The 17,177-nt window shown below is 59.3% G+C and carries 18 protein-coding genes; 13 read left to right on the top strand and 5 right to left on the bottom strand.

The window, feature by feature from the left end; genetic code table 11:
- Positions 1 to 43: 43 nt before the first annotated feature.
- Entirely contained in the window at positions 44 to 691 is a 648-nt protein-coding gene (locus tag ACRZ9U_RS09820) for a DUF1007 family protein (protein ID WP_480901664.1), read from the top strand.
- Positions 676 to 1,614: a HoxN/HupN/NixA family nickel/cobalt transporter gene (locus tag ACRZ9U_RS09815; protein WP_170404446.1), complete on the top strand. Its 939-nt coding sequence runs from the start codon at positions 676 to 678 to the stop codon at positions 1,612 to 1,614. The genes ACRZ9U_RS09820 and ACRZ9U_RS09815 overlap by 16 nt, the downstream gene beginning before the upstream one ends.
- A 2-nt stretch (positions 1,615 to 1,616) precedes the next feature.
- Here ACRZ9U_RS09815 and truA read toward each other — a convergent pair whose 3' ends face one another.
- Positions 1,617 to 2,384: a tRNA pseudouridine(38-40) synthase TruA gene (gene truA / locus ACRZ9U_RS09810; RefSeq protein WP_170404443.1), complete on the bottom strand. Its 768-nt coding sequence runs from the start codon at positions 2,382 to 2,384 to the stop codon at positions 1,617 to 1,619.
- A 107-nt stretch (positions 2,385 to 2,491) separates the two neighbouring features.
- Between truA and ACRZ9U_RS09805 the strand changes: the two genes are divergently transcribed.
- The 11 genes from ACRZ9U_RS09805 to ACRZ9U_RS09755 all read left to right on the top strand — a co-directional run bounded on the left by ACRZ9U_RS09805 (position 2,492) and on the right by ACRZ9U_RS09755 (position 13,937).
- Positions 2,492 to 3,907, top strand: a complete 1,416-nt coding sequence (locus tag ACRZ9U_RS09805; RefSeq protein WP_170404440.1) for a YcjX family GTP-binding protein — start codon at positions 2,492 to 2,494, stop codon at positions 3,905 to 3,907.
- The gene (locus tag ACRZ9U_RS09800; protein WP_170404436.1) at positions 3,904 to 4,359 is read left to right on the top strand and encodes a GNAT family N-acetyltransferase; all 456 of its coding nucleotides are present in this window, start codon (positions 3,904 to 3,906) and stop codon (positions 4,357 to 4,359) included. The genes ACRZ9U_RS09805 and ACRZ9U_RS09800 overlap by 4 nt, the downstream gene beginning before the upstream one ends.
- Positions 4,352 to 5,341 (top strand): YcjF family protein, encoded by a 990-nt coding sequence (locus tag ACRZ9U_RS09795; protein ID WP_170404434.1) that lies wholly within the window; start codon positions 4,352 to 4,354, stop codon positions 5,339 to 5,341. Before ACRZ9U_RS09800 ends, ACRZ9U_RS09795 begins: the two co-directional genes overlap by 8 nt.
- Before the next feature lie 54 nt (positions 5,342 to 5,395).
- Positions 5,396 to 6,106, top strand: coding sequence for a VIT1/CCC1 transporter family protein (locus tag ACRZ9U_RS09790; protein WP_170404431.1), 711 nt, complete (start codon positions 5,396 to 5,398; stop codon positions 6,104 to 6,106).
- A gap of 119 nt (positions 6,107 to 6,225) precedes the next feature.
- Positions 6,226 to 6,393, top strand: coding sequence for a hypothetical protein (locus tag ACRZ9U_RS09785; RefSeq protein WP_480885527.1), 168 nt, complete (start codon positions 6,226 to 6,228; stop codon positions 6,391 to 6,393).
- Between the two features lie 2 nt (positions 6,394 to 6,395).
- Positions 6,396 to 6,494, top strand: a complete 99-nt coding sequence (locus ACRZ9U_RS09780; protein WP_480758414.1) for a hypothetical protein — start codon at positions 6,396 to 6,398, stop codon at positions 6,492 to 6,494.
- Complete coding sequence (locus ACRZ9U_RS09775) at positions 6,494 to 6,913, top strand: DUF2269 domain-containing protein (protein WP_170404425.1); 420 nt, start codon at positions 6,494 to 6,496, stop codon at positions 6,911 to 6,913. Before ACRZ9U_RS09780 ends, ACRZ9U_RS09775 begins: the two co-directional genes overlap by 1 nt.
- 101 nt (positions 6,914 to 7,014) lie before the next feature.
- Entirely contained in the window at positions 7,015 to 9,723 is a 2,709-nt protein-coding gene (locus ACRZ9U_RS09770; protein WP_170404422.1) for a DUF2339 domain-containing protein, read from the top strand.
- Positions 9,724 to 9,887: 164 nt separating this feature from the next.
- Positions 9,888 to 12,797 (top strand): isoleucine--tRNA ligase, encoded by a 2,910-nt coding sequence (ileS, locus tag ACRZ9U_RS09765; RefSeq protein WP_170404419.1) that lies wholly within the window; start codon positions 9,888 to 9,890, stop codon positions 12,795 to 12,797.
- Positions 12,798 to 12,934: 137 nt separating this feature from the next.
- Entirely contained in the window at positions 12,935 to 13,393 is a 459-nt protein-coding gene (locus tag ACRZ9U_RS09760; RefSeq protein WP_480901660.1) for a methylated-DNA--[protein]-cysteine S-methyltransferase, read from the top strand.
- Between the two features lie 76 nt (positions 13,394 to 13,469).
- The gene (locus ACRZ9U_RS09755; protein ID WP_170397423.1) at positions 13,470 to 13,937 is read left to right on the top strand and encodes a hypothetical protein; all 468 of its coding nucleotides are present in this window, start codon (positions 13,470 to 13,472) and stop codon (positions 13,935 to 13,937) included.
- Here the strand turns inward: ACRZ9U_RS09755 and ACRZ9U_RS09750 are convergent.
- The 4 genes from ACRZ9U_RS09750 to fsa all read right to left on the bottom strand — a co-directional run bounded on the left by ACRZ9U_RS09750 (position 13,922) and on the right by fsa (position 17,164).
- Positions 13,922 to 14,635 carry a CDP-alcohol phosphatidyltransferase family protein gene (locus ACRZ9U_RS09750; RefSeq protein ID WP_170397421.1) on the bottom strand — a complete coding sequence of 238 codons (714 nt, stop codon included), beginning with the start codon at positions 14,633 to 14,635 and terminating at the stop codon, positions 13,922 to 13,924. The two genes, ACRZ9U_RS09755 and ACRZ9U_RS09750, sit on opposite strands and share 16 nt — an antisense overlap.
- A 54-nt stretch (positions 14,636 to 14,689) precedes the next feature.
- Positions 14,690 to 15,610, bottom strand: a complete 921-nt coding sequence (locus ACRZ9U_RS09745; protein ID WP_170404413.1) for a tyrosine recombinase XerC — start codon at positions 15,608 to 15,610, stop codon at positions 14,690 to 14,692.
- The gene (locus ACRZ9U_RS09740; RefSeq protein WP_170397417.1) at positions 15,607 to 16,314 is read right to left on the bottom strand and encodes a DUF484 family protein; all 708 of its coding nucleotides are present in this window, start codon (positions 16,312 to 16,314) and stop codon (positions 15,607 to 15,609) included. Before ACRZ9U_RS09740 ends, ACRZ9U_RS09745 begins: the two co-directional genes overlap by 4 nt.
- Positions 16,315 to 16,510: 196 nt before the next feature.
- On the bottom strand, positions 16,511 to 17,164 hold the full coding sequence (fsa, locus tag ACRZ9U_RS09735) for a fructose-6-phosphate aldolase (protein WP_170404410.1): 654 nt from the start codon (positions 17,162 to 17,164) through the stop codon (positions 16,511 to 16,513).
- Positions 17,165 to 17,177 lie beyond the last annotated feature (13 nt).

Below are 17,177 nucleotides of genomic sequence, written 5' to 3'. Positions count from 1 at the left end.
TAGTCGGATTGCCGATTCCCGCTGCGCATTCTATCTTTGCAACATGCGCTGGCTTGCCTTCTCCTTGACCTGCCTTCTGCCGACACCGGCTCTGGCTCATCCCCATGTCTTTATCGACACGGGGCTAGAGTTCATGGTCGATGACGCAGGCAACCTGACCCATGTGCGTGTGACCTGGGCCTATGATGAGTTCTATTCATTGCTGGTTCTCGAAGACATGCGACTGGATCAGGATGCAGATGGCGTGCTGACCGAGGCTGAAGAGCAGTTTCTAAGTGGCTTCGACGCGCAGTGGGTCGAAGGTTACAATGGCGATCTGGTCATCCGCATGGGCGAAAATGTGATCCCGCTCTCTGGGCCGCTTGAGCCGCAGGCCACGACCGAGGATGCCCGCATCGTGACCACACATCTGCGCGCGATCGAAGGAGACCCTGTTCCGGCGGATGCGCTGTCGATCAAAGCCTTTGATGAGAGCTTTTATACCGCATACGAAGTGACCCGCCCGGTTCTGGTTTCGGGCCCCACGACCTGTGAGATTGAACGGAGCGATCCGGATATCGACAACGAACTGGCCCAGATGCAGGCTTTTTTGCTGACGCTGGATGCCGAGTATGACCTTGAAGAAAACGATATCCCTCTGGTCGGTGAGAAATTCGCAACCGAGATTCGGCTTTCATGTCCAAATACCTGATCGTTCCCGTTGCCATCGCCTGCGCGGTGCTGCTGTGGTTCTGGGGCAGCGGTGTTTTTGACCATCTGGCCGCTTGGGCTGCCGGAGAGCAGCGCGAATTCCAGAACCAGATCGCCCGCGCCCTGCGCGCAGCACGCGCCGAGCAGCCCGAAGCTGTGGCAACGCTACTGACGGTCTGTTTTGCATATGGGTTTTTTCATGCCATCGGACCGGGCCATGGCAAGGTTCTGATCGGAGGATATGGGCTTGGCCGTCGCGTTGCGTTTTGGCGACTTTCTGCAATCAGTGTCCTATCGAGCCTAGGGCAAGCAGTGACGGCGGTTGTGCTGGTTTATGCCGGGGTATTGGTATTCCAGATGTCACGCGAGTCGCTTGTAGGCACGACCGAACAGGTCATGGCACCGATCAGCTACGGCGCAATTGCCGCTATAGGCCTGTGGCTGGTTTTCCGCGCCATCCGCAGTTTTGCGCGGCGTCACAAAAACCAAGCCTCTCAAGCGCACGACCACCATCACCATGCGCATGATCACGACCACCATCATCACGACCACGAGGTTTGCGCTGACTGCGGCCACCGCCACGGCCCGACGGCCGATGAGGTCGCTCAGGTCGGCAGCTTTCGCGAGGCGTTGATCCTGATCGCTGGTATAGCCGCACGCCCCTGTACGGGCGCGTTGTTTGTGCTGATCCTGACATGGCAGATGGGTATCGCAATGGTCGGCATCGCAGGCGCATTCGCCATGGCTTTAGGCACCGCAACCGTCACCACTTTGGTCGGTTGGACATCCTTTGGGTTGCGCGGCGGGTTGCTGGCCTCAGCCTCGGCTACGCGCTTTGCATCGGTACTGGCCCCGACCATCGAACTGGTTGCGGGTCTTATCATCGCCGTGATTGCAAGCGGGCTGCTACTGCGGGCCTTGTAGACTTAGCCAAACACCGGTTCGGGATATCCGACCCGTGCCAGATACAACCCTTGCGGCGGGCAAACCGGTCCACAGGCCGCACGGTCAACCGCCTCAAGCGCATCGCGAACGTCTTCGGGCGTCCAAGCTCCGGCCCCCACGCGCTCCAACGTGCCAACAAAGCTACGTACCTGATTGTGCAGGAACGATCGGGCGCGAACATGGAAGTGGATTTCGGCCCCCGAGAAGCCCTGAACCTGTTCCACCCGCAACTCATCCAGTGTCTTGACCGGGCTGGCGGCCTGACAGATGGAGGACCGGAAGGTGGTGAAGTCATGCCGCCCGATCAGCATATCCGCCCCGGCTTGCATCGCCGCGACGTCCAGAGAATGATTGATCTGCCAGACCTGCCCCTTGTCGTGGGTTGCAGGTGCGCGACGCATCAGGATGCGGAACAGATATTGGCGCTCAAGCGCCGAAAACCGCGCGTGCCAGTCATCATCCACCCGTGTAGCTTGCACGATGGCAACGGGCTGCGGCTTGAGGTGATAATTCAACGCCTCGGACAGGCGGAACGGGTCCCATTCTTTGACCAGATCGCAATGCGCCACTTGTCCTAGCGCGTGAACCCCCGCGTCGGTACGACCGGCGGCGGCGATGGTGTGGTCTCCGGGTTCGATCCGCGACAGGGCGAGTTCGATCGCGCCCTGAACCGACGGCAGTTCTTTCTGCCGCTGCCATCCGGCAAACGGTTCCCCTTGGTATTCGACTTGCAGCGCGTATCTGGGCATGGCGCGCTGGTATCGCGCCTTGGTCGGACGGGCAAGGGGGCGAAAGCTCTGGCAAGTGCCGCAACCGCTACCTATCTTGGGCAAAACGATAATTGCGGGGCGACAGCTTGGTCATCTCATCATTGGCAGACAGTCTGGTGCGCGGCGTCGAATCCGTGGGTGACCGTGTGTCCGAGACATTCTTCGAACCGGTCATCCGGCTGGGCGTCACGGGATTGGCGCGGTCGGGTAAGACAGTGTTCATCACATCACTGGTCGCCAACCTGCTGGATCGGGGCCGCATGACCGGTCTTGTGGCGCAGCAAGAGGGGCGTGTCACCGCCAGCTATCTGCAGCCGCAACCCGACGACACCGTGCCCCGGTTCGATTTCGAATCCCATCTGTCCGCGCTGACCGGACCAGCGCCGCACTGGCCGGACAGCACGCGTGCTGTTTCCGAGTTACGCCTGTCCTTCAAAGTCCAGCCCGCAGGTCTGCTTTCGGGATTGCAGGGCCCCCGAACATTGCATCTGGACATTGTGGACTATCCGGGTGAGTGGCTGCTGGATCTGGCCCTACTGGACAAATCCTATGAAGATTGGTCGCGGGACACGCTGGAACACATATCCAATCGCCCACAAGCAGGGGCATTTATGGCAAAGGTTCAGGCGACCGACCCAACCGCGCCACATGATGAGCCGCAGGCGCAGGACCTCGCCCGCAGCTTCACCGATTACCTTAATGCCGCGCGTGATGCCGGTTTCTATGACTGCACTCCCGGTCGGTTTCTTCTGCCGGGCGATCTGGCCGGGTCTCCTGTGCTGACATTCGCGCCGCTCCCGGTGTCGGGGGTGTCAATTCGGGGTTCACTACACCGCGAGATGGAGCGGCGGTACGAGGCGTACAAATCGCGTGTGGTCAAACCTTTCTTTCGCGACCACTTTGCCCGGATCGACCGGCAGATCGTTCTGGTAGATGCGTTGGGGGCAATCCATAAAGGCCCGCAAGCGGTCGAGGATATGCGCCGCGCGATGGCCGATATCCTGTCGGCCTTCCGCCCCGGTCGCAACGCATGGCTCAACAGGCTGCTGCTTGGCAAGCGGGTCGAGCGTATTCTGTTTGCGGCCACCAAAGCGGACCATCTGCACCATCTGCAGCACCCGCGCCTGACCGCGATCATTGAGGCCCTGACCCGTGAGGCCCGCGACCGCGCCAGCTTTGCCGGGGCTGAAACTGCGGCCTTATCGTTGGCTTCACTTCGGACAACGACGGAAGAGATGCGCAGCCATAACGGCGTAGAACTGCCATGCGTGCGCGGCACTCTGCTAGACAGCGGTAAGCAGGCGGCCTTTTACCCCGGTGATTTGCCAGAGGACCCTGCCCATCTGCTGGGCCCCGCGCGCAATGGGGCCGAGGGATGGCTGGGCGACGACTATGGCAATATGGCCTTTGCACCCGCACATTTGACCCTGAATCCTGGTGATGGTCCGCCACATATTCGGCTGGACCGGGCTGCGCAGTTTCTGATCGGAGACCGGCTGTGAACGTGATCCTTCGTCCTGCTCGCAGTACCGATGCCGGAACCACAGGCGCTATTCTGCATGGGTTCGCCCGCGAAAACGACTGGATGCCTGAACTGCATTCTGAGGCCGAGACCATTGCGTTTTGCGGCAGGATGATTGATCTCGGCTGGGTCACGGTGGCCGAAATGCAGGGGCAGGTGGCCGGATTTCTGGCGTTGAATGGGGACGAAGTGCAGTCGCTCTATCTGGCGGCCTCGGCGCGCGGGCAGGGGATCGGGCAGCAATTGCTGGATCGTGCCAAAACACAGCGTCCCACGCTCAACTTGTATGCGTTTCAGGCCAATCCTTCCGCATGCCGGTTCTATGAGCGCAACGGCTTTGTTGAGGTCGCACGCGGCGATGGGTCCGAAAATGACGAAAACCTGCCCGACATCAGATATGTTTGGACGCGCGAGGAGTTGGTCGATGGCTAAAGGCCCCGTTTTGATTGATCTGGAAGACGATGCCTCGGCAGTTGATGTCTCGACCGCGCCTCCTGTTCCGGACATCGCGCCTCCGCAGGGGCAGGCGATGCAGTCAGCGGTGCGGTTTGCAGCGCGGAAACCTTCGGTTTTGGCGCGTTGGTTCTGGGGGTTGGCATTAGCCGTTGTGGGGGCGGTGGTCTCGGTCGCCGCATGGGATTTTGCCATCTCTCTGCTGGAACGCGCACCAATTCTGGGTTGGATCGTCACCGGTCTGATCGCTGCGCTGTTGCTGGTCGTCCTGATCATTGCACTGCGCGAGTTGGCCGCAATCAGCCGTCTGTCTCGCGTCGACGGGCTGCGGCGCGCGGCGGACACAGCTTTAACAGATGAGGACTTGTCGCAAGCCCGCGCTGTAACCACACGGCTGATTGCGTTCTATAAGGGACGCGATGAAACACGCTGGGGTCGCGACCGTTTGACCGAACGCATGGGAGAGCAATTCGATGCGGCAACCCTGCTGAGCTTGGCCGAAGACGAGATTCTGGCCCCGCTGGATGCTGCCGCCAGCCGCGAGGTCGAGGCCGCAGCGCGGCAGGTCGCGACCGTGACCGCTCTGGTCCCGCTTGCTCTGGCGGATGTAGCGACGGCGCTGGCAAGTTCATTGCGCATGATCCGGCGGATTGCGGAAATCTATGGCGGTCGCGCAGGTTTCTTGGGCAGTTGGCGCCTAACCCGCGCCGTATTCGTGCATCTGATTGCAACTGGCGCGGTGGCAGTGGGGGATGATCTTCTGGAGCCGATTTTGGGCGGCTCGGTTCTCAGCAAATTGTCGCGCCGGTTCGGTGAGGGGCTGGTCAACGGCGCGCTCACCGCCCGCGTGGGTGTCGCTGCGATGGAGGTCTGTCGACCTTTGCCTTTCTCGAAACGCCACCAGCCCTCGACCCGTGGCATGATCAAACGCGCGCTCAGCGGGTTGTTCTCCAGGACTTGATCTGGCGCAAGGCCGTGCCTGAACCTGTCCTGCATAAACAGGACGGAGCCAGCCATGACCGAACACGGCCACAGCCAGCAAGAGATTTTCGAACGGATCAATGCGCCTCCGGGTCGTGGGGTTCTGCGCGATGTGGTTTATGGCGGCATCGATGGCTCAGTCACGACATTCGCGATCGTTGCCGGGGTTGCCGGGGCAGGTTTATCGCCTTTTGTCATCGTGGCACTTGGGCTGGCCAACGTGCTGGCGGATGGTTTCTCGATGGCGGCGGGCAACTACTCGGGAACCAAGGCCGAGCTCGATAACATCCACCGTATTCGAGCCATCGAGGAACGGCATATCAAGTTGTACCCGGATGGCGAGCGAAAGGAGGTGCGCGAAATCCTCGCACAAAAAGGCCTTTCAGGCAGCGTTCTGGATGACGCGACGGCTGAAATCACTTCGAATCACGACAATTGGGTCGACCTGATGATCGAGGGCGAGTACGGGCTGGGCAGCGTCGACCCGCATCCCCTCAAAGCCGCGATGGCGACGTTCTTCGCCTTTCTGATCGCGGGGATGATTCCGTTGTTGCCGTTCCTCTTATCCGTTGCAAATGCGTTCACGGTATCGGCCTGGATGACTGCGGGCGTGTTCTTTGCCATTGGCGCGATGAAAAGCCGGTGGTCGCTTGCCCCGTGGTGGCGATCAGGCGGAGAAACCCTGCTGATCGGGGGTGCCGCGGCAGCCATCGCTTTCTGGGTTGGCTCGTTGTTTCACCCCTGAATGGTGCTGTTGTCGCGGGCGGGATGATCAGGCTGGTCCTCAGAATCTGATCCGCTAAGGTGTTGTAAACTAATGCGAGGCACCTCGTGGCTACGGACCGTCCTGAGAAAACTGTTTAGGTGCGGGGCGCTTATGGCTTCATCGGCGCTGCGGTGGGTGGGTCGCTGCATGCGGATGGTGCCTGTGTGAAGGGTCTTGTGCGCAGCCGGAAGACGGCTGAACGGGCCCTTTCGGATATTGCGCTGATCTCGGGGGATCTACGTGATTTCAAGTCGGCGGCGGATTGACGGTGCCTGAACTGTGGCTCGACCCTTTGGGACCGTTGGTCAAGATAGCACCGGCTTTGATGCTATCACTGATCGCGCGACCCATGTTGGAGAGCCGCTGATGGACCCGGATCTGATCTTGCGTTGGCTTCACGTGATCGGAGCATGCGTTCTATTGGGCACTTGCGCGGGGATCGCCATTTTCATGCTGATGGCGCACCGCACGGCAGATGCACGGGTGATTGCTCATACGGCGGGAATCGTGTTGCTGGCCCGGCGACTGGGCTGGTCGCTGTCGGAGGGTTGGATCGCGATATCACTGCTGCTTTACATACTGACTGGCCTGTTCTGGCTACCGGTGGTTTGGATTCAGATTCGGCTGAGGGATTATGCAAGGAAGGCTGATCTGGCTGGTGCGACCTTGCCAAGCAAGTACTACAAACTGTTCCGCACATGGTTCGTTTGCGGTATTCCGGCCTTTGCCGCAGTGCTGGCGATCCCTTGGCTGATGCTGGCACGCCCTCACATCCTGCTTTTCTAGGCCGATTACCTGTGCAGCAGGCGGTATCCATGCGGATTTCCAGACTATAAACCAGCCTGTCTGCACGGTACGTTTGGCGCATCGCATCCCGGAGGTTTCGGTTGGAATCCTTGCTTGTCCTCGTTGGTCTGATCGTCCTGGCCATTCCTGTTTCGATCATCGCTTTGCTGATTGGTCAATCGCGGTTGCGTAAGCGCGTCGAACAGCTTGAGCGGCAATTGGCCAGGCAAATACCAGAAAGCGGCGCCGAAACCTCCCAGGCATCAAGGCCGGAGCCGACGACGACGCAAACCAAGCCTGATCCCTGGGCCGCGGCGAGAACCTCATCTACCTATGACGAAAGCCCATCGGATGCGCCGCAGGCCGTTGAGGCCGCCGATCCTCCTGCCACCATCGTTTTTCGTGAGGAAAAGATCGCCGCGCTGGGCGCTTGGATGCGTGAAAACTGGTTCTACGCGGTTTCGGCGTTGTCACTGGCGTTGGCGGGGATTTTTCTGGTTCAGTACGGGGTTGAGAACGGGCTGTTGCCACCCACCGCGCGGGTCGCCGCAGCCCTGATCTTTGGCCTTCTGCTGATTGGGTCAGGTGAAGTGATCCGCCGCCGCTTCGGCGATGACGAGGACGCGTCGACCGCTTATCTACCATCGGTCTTCTCGGGCGCGGGTCTGGTGACCTTGTTTGGTGGCGTCCTTGCCGCGCGCCAGCTTTATGATCTGATCGGCCCCGAGGCCGCTCTGGCCGGTCTCGTTATCATCGCTCTGTTTGCGTTGGTCTTGGGATGGTTCCACGGGCCGCTGCTGGCCGCCGTAGGCCTAATCGGAGCCTTTGCCGCGCCCTTTATGGTTGGAGGCGCATCGGACGATCCCAGTTGGCTTTATGGTTATTTCTTTATTATCGCCATTTTGGGCTTGGGTATCGATACCGTCAGGCGTTGGGCATGGATTTCCATTTTGACGCTAGTAGGTGCATACGGGGCGGCGTTTTTGCTGGTGCTGTCTTCCCCCTCCACGGAACCGGGGTATCTGACCTGTGTGACAGCACTGGCGCTTATTGCGATGGCGATACCCGTGCGCAGTATCTGGCCCGAACACACCGGCCCGATGATTGCTGAAGTCATTCGGCGACGGAAAGGGGATCCATGGCCCGAGTTTCCAACCCGAATTGCCTTTGGTGCAGTTCTCACCAGTTCCATCATCCTGTCGCTGCATTGGTCGGATTCAAGCGGTGAGTTTTGGCTGGGCGTTGCTCTGTTTACCGCTTTGATACTGGCGCTGATCCTTTGGACAAAAGCTGCGCGTGCGCTGCAGGATGTGACGGCGCTGCCTGCGATGGGTCTGATCTGGTTTGTTCTGCTGCACGGGTTGGACGGTGGCTCCGTGTGGCGCGGCTTTGCCGACACATACGTGGAAACGGCCGAGGCCGATTATCCTTGGGTAGTCACGCTATTGGTTGCCCTCGGGGCCTTGATCAGCGTGCTCGCTGCGTGGCGGTCCTTCCACGCCGGGCGCTACGCTGTGGTCTGGGCCGGGGGTGCAGCCCTATATGCTCCGACGCTGGCGATCGCGCTTGAAGTCGGTTGGCAGCCTGCAAACGTGATCGGAGCTTATGCGTGGGCCTTACACGCAATCGCAATAGGCGCGATGATGGTGGTTTTGGCCGAACGGTTTGCGCGGGCCGATGGTGAGAAACGGATGCGGCCTGCCCTTGCAACTCTGTCTGCGCTATCGTGCCTTAGCTTTGCCTGCATCATCGTACTCAGTTCCGCCGCATTGACCGTAGCACTTGTCGCCATGATTGTTGTGGCCGCGGCGCTGGACCGGCGATTTGTTCTGGCTCCGATGAGTTGGTTCATTTGGGCGGGTGTGTTCACGGTGACCGTACGGCTGGTGCTCGACCCGGGGCTCGATTGGGCCGAAACCGCGCCTTTGATCGAAATGACCTTGGTCTATGCAGTGGCGGTTGCCGGGTTCATCATGGGGTGGGCGTTGCTAAGGTCCTTGGACCGCCCGATTGCCTCATTGCTGCTTGAAAGCGCGGCCTGGGCAACGGCGGGAATACTGCTATCGCTCTTGTTGCTGCGCTGGCTGGAAAGCTTCGGAGAAGGCGGCGCGACAGACAGCCATTGGGGGCTGGGGCTGCTGGCGGTGATCTGGCTGCTGCTGGCTTTTGCACAAATACAGCGGTTCGAGCTTGGCGGTAAGCTGAACTACGCGCGTTACGCGCTCGCGGCGTTCTTTGCGGCACACGGCATGATGCGTCTGGTTCAGGCTTTGTCTGAGGCTAACCCGTTGCTCGACCCATTTGCCGAACCCGTGCTCGGCCTGCCGGTGCTGAACACGTTGGCAGTGGCCTATCTGTTGCCTGCGCTGGCCATCGGCTTCTCGGCTTGGCGCGTCGTGACGCAGCCCGTGCTACTGAAGCAGATCAGTTATGGGGTCGCCGGTGCCCTGATCGCTTTTTGGCTGGGGCTTACAATCCGTCATGTCTGGCAGGGGGCGAGTGGCATGTATGAAGGCAACGGCGTCACCCAGCCCGAGCTTTATTCATACACCATCGCCTTGTTGGTGGTCGGCGCAGGGTTGTTCTACCAGTCGCTGGCCCGCCGGTCCGATTTGATGCGTAAGGCCGGTTTGGCCGTGATTGGCCTCGCGGTGGCCAAGGTGTTTCTGATCGATATTGCCGGATTGGGCGGGCTGATCCGGGTGTTTTCGCTGTTGGCGCTCGGTCTCGCACTGGCGGGTCTCGCATGGCTCAATCGCTGGGCCAAGCTGCGCCATTCGTCGCAAGACCCGGAACCTCTGGACCATTGAGAGCAGGCGTCCTATAAGCGCGGCCATGTTTGACTGGCTGGCCATCATTATTCGAATTATATCCCCGGCGCTCTGATATCGCGAGACGCCGGGCAAAGGTGCTTGAGTTATCGCACTGACCGCTTCGATCCATACACGACCAGAACATCCTGAGGACGCCCCAAATGTGCGCCGAAACACCTGACTACAAAGACACGCTGAACCTGCCGAAAACCGAATTCCCCATGCGTGCAGGCCTGCCCAAGCGCGAGCCAGCATGGCTGGACCGCTGGGAAAAGATCGGCGTCTATGACCGCCTTCGCGAGAAAGAGGGCCGCAAGCCTTTTACCCTGCATGACGGCCCTCCTTACGCGAACGGCCACCTGCATATCGGCCACGCACTGAACAAGACCATCAAGGACATGATCGTTCGGTCCCATCAGATGATGGGCTTTGACTCGCGTTATGTGCCCGGCTGGGACTGTCACGGCCTGCCGATCGAGTGGAAGATCGAGGAACAGTACCGCAAGAAAGGCAAGAACAAGGACGAGGTGAACATCGTCGACTTCCGTCAGGAATGCCGCAAGTTTGCCGAAGGCTGGATCGACATCCAGCGTGAAGAGTTCAAACGTCTGGGTATCACCGGTAACTGGCCCGATCCTTACATCACCATGGACTATCGCGCCGAAGCCGTGATCGCGGATGAGTTCATGAAGTTCCTGATGAACGGGACGCTTTATCAGGGCTCGAAACCCGTGATGTGGTCCCCCATCGAAAAGACCGCGCTGGCCGAAGCCGAGGTCGAGTATCACGACAAGGAAAGCTTCACCATCTGGGTGAAGTTCAAGGTCGTGAACACCGGCGATGTGACGCTGGACAATGCTTATGTGGTGATCTGGACGACGACCCCATGGACCATGCCGTCGAACAAGGCCGTGGTGTACGGTGAGGACATCTCCTACGGTCTCTACGAGGTTACAGGTCGCCCCGAGGAATGCTGGGCACGGATTGGCGAACGTTATCTGCTGGCCGATGACCGCGCCGCAGATGTGTTTGCGCGCGCGCGTCTGGATGACACGATGTATCGCCGTCTGTGCGATGTAACGCAGGAAGATCTGGCCAAGATCCAGCTGACCCACCCGCTGGCCGGGGCCGAGGGCGGCAACGGCGAATGGGACGACATTCGCGATTTCCGCGCCGCGGAGTTCGTGACCGACACCGAAGGGACCGGTTTTGTCCACTGTGCACCTTCGCACGGGATGGAGGAATTCGAGCTTTATCGCGATCTGGGCATGCTGGAGCAGGTCATCACCTATAACGTGATGGATGATGGCAGCTTCCGCGCTGATCTGCCGTTCTTTGGTGGCAAATACATCCTGTCTCGTAAGGGCGGTGAGGGTGATGCCAACAAGGCCGTGATCGACAAGCTGGCCGAGGTCGGCGGGCTGTTGGCGCGCGGCAAGATCAAGCACAGCTATCCGCATTCGTGGCGCTCGAAGGCGCCGATCATCTACCGCAACACGCCGCAGTGGTTTGCCTCGGTCGACCGCAAGCTGGAGGACGGCATGGGCGAGATGGGCGACTCCATCCGTGAACGTGCTCTGCGCTCGATTGATGAACTGGTGAAATGGACGCCGCAGACCGGCCGCAACCGTCTGTATTCCATGATCGAAGCACGCCCGGACTGGGTCCTGTCGCGCCAACGCGCCTGGGGCGTGCCGCTGACCTGCTTCACCAAGAAGGGGGCATTGCCGACCGATGCGGACTACCTGCTGCGCAATGACGAACTCAATGCCCGCATCAAAGCCGCGTTTGAGAAGGATGGCGCAGACGTCTGGTACACGGACGGGTTCAAGGAGAAGATCCTCGACGGTATCGCGAACCCCGACGACTACGATCAGGTGTTCGACGTGCTGGATGTGTGGTTCGACTCTGGCTCGACCCATGCCTTTGTGCTGCGTGATCGTGAGGACGGGACCGCGGACGGTATCGCTGACGTCTATATGGAAGGCACCGACCAGCACCGCGGGTGGTTCCATTCGTCGATGCTGCAGGCTTGCGGCACCAAGGGGCGTGCACCATACCGCAACGTAGTGACCCACGGATTTACGCTGGATTCCAAGGGCAACAAGATGTCCAAATCGCTGGGCAACACCATCGTGCCGGAAGAGGTCGTTAAACAATACGGCGCCGATATCCTGCGCTTGTGGGTGGCTCAGACCGATTACACCGCCGACCAGCGGATCGGACCGGAGATCCTGAAAGGGACAGCCGACAGCTATCGCCGCCTGCGCAATACCATGCGGTTCATGCTGGGCTCGCTGGCGGACTTCACCGAAGCGGATCGGGTTGCGCCTGAAGATATGCCGCGCCTGGAACGCTGGGTGTTAAGCCGACTGGCCGATCTGGATGAGCAGGTGCGCAAAGGTTATGCAGCATTTGACTTCCAGGGTGTATTCAGCGCCGTATTCACATTCGCCACGGTTGATCTGTCATCGTTCTATTTCGATGTCCGCAAAGACGCGCTTTATTGCGACGGTGACAGCCTACGCCGCCGTGCCGCGCGGACTGTGCTGGATATCCTATTCCACCGTCTGACCACATGGCTGGCCCCAGTTCTGGTCTTCACTATGGAAGAGGTCTGGCTGGAACGGTTCCCGGCCGATGATAGTTCGGTCCATTTAATGGATTTCCCTGAAACGCCCGCTGATTGGCGCCATGAAGACCTGGAAGCCAGCATGGCCAAAGTCCGCCGCGTGCGCCGCGCCGTGACCGCAGCGCTGGAAATTCAGCGGCAGGACAAGGTGATCGGATCCAGCCTTGAGGCCGCACCGATCGTGCATGTCGAAGATCAGGAAACCCGCGATCTGCTTGCGACTTTCGACGTGGATGACATGTGCATCACTTCTGGTCTGGCCGTCACAGGCGATCCGGCCCCGGCTGAGGCGTTCCGTGTGCCGGAAATCGAGGGCGTAGCTGTAGTGTTCGAAAAAGCCCAAGGCGACAAATGCCAGCGCTGCTGGAAAATCCTTCCTGATGTTGGGCTGCACGCCCATCCGGGCGTATGCGGGCGCTGTAACGAGGCGCTGAGCTGACATTCGAACGGAGCGCGAGAGAGAGATCGCTGATGCGAGGCTCTGCCTCGCGCTCCGAGGTATTTTTGGCCAGATGAAGAGGCGGATCGTCAGGATTCGGGTTGCAGGTGTGGTGAAACATCTGCAACCGTTCTCTTATGCCGATGATCGCCGTAGAAACTAAGTTTGGTTGCCTTGGTGTCGAAGAGACCAGCGGCGCCATCACGCGTCTTGTCTGGAATGGCCGTGACGAAGGTCTAGCCACCCCGGTTCTGCGAGAAGCGGCGGCGCAGTTGCGTGCCTATGACGAAGGGCGTTTGCAGCAGTTCGAACTGCCCTACCGGCTCAAGGGATCGGAATTTCAGCGTCAGGTGTGCGATGCAATGTATGCTATCCCATTTGGTGATACGCGCACCTATGGCGAGTTGGCTAACGACCTTGGCTACTCGGCGCAAGCGGTTGGGCGCGGATGCGGAGGAAATCCCATCCCCATCATTATTCCCTGTCACCGGGTTTTGGGTGCAGATGGGAAAATGGTTGGGTTTTCAGGCCACGGCGGTGTTGAGACCAAAGTGGCTCTGCTGCGTCACGAAGGTGCTGCCAGCCTGTTGATCTGATCGGTACTTATCTGTTGCAATCGGAGCGGCACGGCCCCAACCTATATCGAATAGTGAATTTGAAGGACCGAATTGAATGACCGGCCAGACAGACCCCGCCGCACGCAAGAAAGCCATCATTGACCATCTGATGTCTTTGGAAGAACAGGAATTGGCAACCGCACAGGCACATTATGATGCCTTCCTTAAGGACTCGCAGTTGGATGACCGAGAAGGGCATGACAAGGACGACATCGCTGCCTCGCGCGAGAATGCAGATCTGGCGGCCGCCTTTGATGCGCCTGTTCATGCGCATCACGCCAAGATTGACGTGATCGAGAACACCGATTTTGGCCTCACGGATACGGTGCAGCCCGGCGCCGTAATCAAGTTCAACAATCGCCGCTTCGTCGTATGTGTCTCAACGACTCGATTTGAAGTGGACGGCAAAACCTACATGGGCATTTCGACCCAAAGCCCGATCTATCTGGCTATGGTTGGCCTGCAAGAGGGTGACGTGTTTACCCATAACGGGACTGAGTTCGAGGTTCAGGAAGTCTTGTAATCCCGGGCCTTGCGCGGCGGAATGATCTGCTGCGCAATACCGGCCGAGACCAAATACAAGCTGGTGATCACCAGCCCCCAATGGGCCCAGCTTTCGGGGTGAAAGTCGACCCAGGCGGCCCAGCCTGCAAAGAATGTCCACGCAAAAGCCATAGGCAATGACAGGGTGCGCCAACGCTCGGTCCGGACTGGGTGAATGAATTTCAGCGGCAGGAACATTGCGACAGACAGCAAGGTGACCAGCAGCAGGATGACCCAGAAGTTGGGCTCCAGGGCGAAGATCACAATGACGAACATGTTCCAGCAGCCTGGAAAGCCAGAGAAGGAATTATCCTTGGTTTTCATGCGGGTATCCGCAAAGTACATCGCGCTTGCAAAGGTGATGACGATGATTGCAAACCAGCCGGTCCAACCGTCCATCAGACCCGATTTGAACAGGGCAAAGGCAGGGATGAAAACATAGGTCAGATAGTCGATGATCAGGTCCAGCAAGACTCCGTCAAACTCGGGTGCGTTCTTCTTAACGTGATAGTGCCGCGCCAGCGGGCCATCGATGCCATCGACGATGAACGAGACAACGAGCCAGAGATACATCAGGCTCCATTTCTCTTCGACTGCTGCCAACATGGCGAGCATTGCGAAAACGGCACCTGTGGCGGTGAAGAGATGAACGGAAAGCGCTTTGAATCTGAGTGTCATGGTGGTGTCATGACGGAAGCAAGGCGCAGATGCAAAGCAAAAAGGGTCTTTGCTTCAGGCTTTTGGGTGCGTGCGGTTATAGACTTCCATCAACCGGGCCGTATCGACTGCGGTATAGGTCTGCGTGGTTGAAAGCGAGGCGTGACCCAAAAGCTCTTGGATCGCGCGCAGGTCGCCGCCCGCAGACAACAGATGGGTGGCAAAGCTGTGGCGCATCGCGTGCGGGGTGGCTGTTGCGGGAAGGCCAAGTTGCGTCCGTGCCTTGGCGACCACAGCCTGAATGATTCCGGGGTTTAGCGGGCCGCCCCTGACACCTCGGAACAACGCCTTATCAGGGGATTGCGGATGTGGGCAAAGGTGAAGATAGCGATCCACCGAAGCCCGAGCGGCAGGCAAGACCGGTACGATTCTTTCCTTATCGCCCTTACCCGATATGCGCAGCGTTTCTGGCAGAGGAGCGTCCACACCGGTCAAAGACAACGCCTCGGAAATCCGCAACCCGCACCCGTAGAGGAGCGTCACAACTGCAACATCCCGTGCAGCGACCCAGTTCGATGAGGATTGTAGCTCGACCGTGTCGATCATTGCGCGCGCGGCATCTTCGGCCAGGGGTCGGGGCAGTTTCTTGGTAAATTTAGGCGCTCGGGTGGACAGCACCGAAGTAGGTTCGAACCCTTCGCGTTCGGCCAACCAGCGATAGAAGGTTTTGACGGCTGAAAGCTTGCGCGCCAGAGATCGCGCGCCGACATCAGAATTTCGCTGCTCTGCCATCCAGGCCCGCATGTCAGAAACGCTGATGCGTTCCAGCGCGGCCAGCCCTTGGCGCTCGCTGTGATGCAAGGTCATGAAGGACAGGAATTCTGTCACGTCGCCGCGATAGGCGTCGAGCGTATTTTCAGACCGCCCCGCCAGCGCCCCCAGACTGTCCAGCCAATGCTGCAGAGCATCGCGGCAGGCTGGGGAAATCAGGCTCACGACAGCCAGTGGCGCATAGAGCGTTCGAACACGCCGGCAAAGAAGGCAAGAAGATCAGTTCCAAGCTGAGGTGAGAAATGCCTCGGGTCGCGCGCGCCCATGACAATCATGCCGGGTAGGCGGCCAGTGCCAAGATCGAGTTTCAGGCAGGCCTCGGATCGTAGCTGATCGGCTTGTTTACCGTAAACTTGCGGATTGGGATGGCGGATTTCGCGCAAGGTAACCTCGCGCGGCTGACCGTTGCGGTCAGCGGTTAGATAGCTATCGATAAAGCCGGGCTCAGCCACAGTCAACACGCCGCCGAGCTGGTTCACCACCGGATCATCACGTACGACGGTTGTTTCGAGGACCAGAGTGATGTGATCGACACGCAGGATTTCGGCCACGTCATTGCCTAGCGCGCGCAGGAAATCCTCGAACACGGTGGGCTCCAACAGGCGAAGAATGGCGCGATGCACCTGATTGGTGCCCGCCAAGTTCTCATACGCCGCTGCGATGACTGAGCGATGAGTGTCCTCAAGGCGGTCAAGACGCGCCTCAAGCCGCTGCATGGCGATACCGCGCAGGTCGATAACGTTGTCACCACGCGCCTGCTCATTTGCAGCCACCAAGGCCTGCATCAGGTCTTTGTCATCCAGCACGGCGTCAGGCTCAGCCAGAATTGCGGCGCGGAGATTGTCCTTGAGTTTAGGATCGCTGCTCATGTCCCGTCCGGTCGTTTTTTTGTTTGGCGGGCTTATAACATGGGTTGCTGGATTTGCCTTGGGAAAAATGCACGCGAAAGGCGAATTTCATCGCTGCTGTGGCGGGCGCTCCCGCCTGCCCGGCGCTGATCAAAGATCAGCTTTTGCCGTTGGGCCGGGCGCGGTGCCTGATGGCACCGCGCGGCAATGCTTGGGATCAGAGGATTTTCTGACCTGTCTTGGCCCAGTCGGCCAGGAAAGTTTCAAGGCCTTTGTCGGTCAGCGGGTGGTCGGCCAGTTTTTTGATCACGCCCGGAGGTGCTGTAATCACGTCAGCCCCGATGCGGGCACTGTCGGTCACGTGGTTTACGGTGCGGATCGAGGCGGCGAGGATTTCGGTCTCGAACCCGTAATTGTCATAAACTTGGCGAATATCTGCGATCAGGTCCATGCCATCGAGGTTGATATCATCCAGACGTCCGATGAACGGCGAGATGAAGGTTGCGCCCGCTTTGGCCGCCAGAATCGCCTGATTGGTCGAGAAGCACAGGGTCACGTTGACCATCTGGCCTTCGTCGGTCAGTGTTTTACAGGTTTTCAAACCAGCCCATGTCAGCGGTACTTTGACTGCGATGTTGGGCGCGATCTTGGCCAGCTTACGGCCTTCGGCGATCATGTCTTCGGCCTCGGTGGCGACAACTTCGGCCGAGACGGGGCCGTCGACCAGATCACAGATCTCTTTGGTGACTTCCAGAATGTCGCGGCCCGATTTCAGGATCAGCGAGGGATTGGTGGTTACGCCGTCCACCATGCCCAGATCGTTCAGTTCGGCGATGGCGTCGATCTCGGCGGTGTCTACGAAGAATTTCATGAGGGCAGTCCTT

The sequence above is a fragment of the Ruegeria sp. D7 genome, from assembly GCF_056534355.1.
Note: the sequence above shows the minus strand (reverse complement) of the source record. Positions and strands in the feature narration are given on the sequence as shown.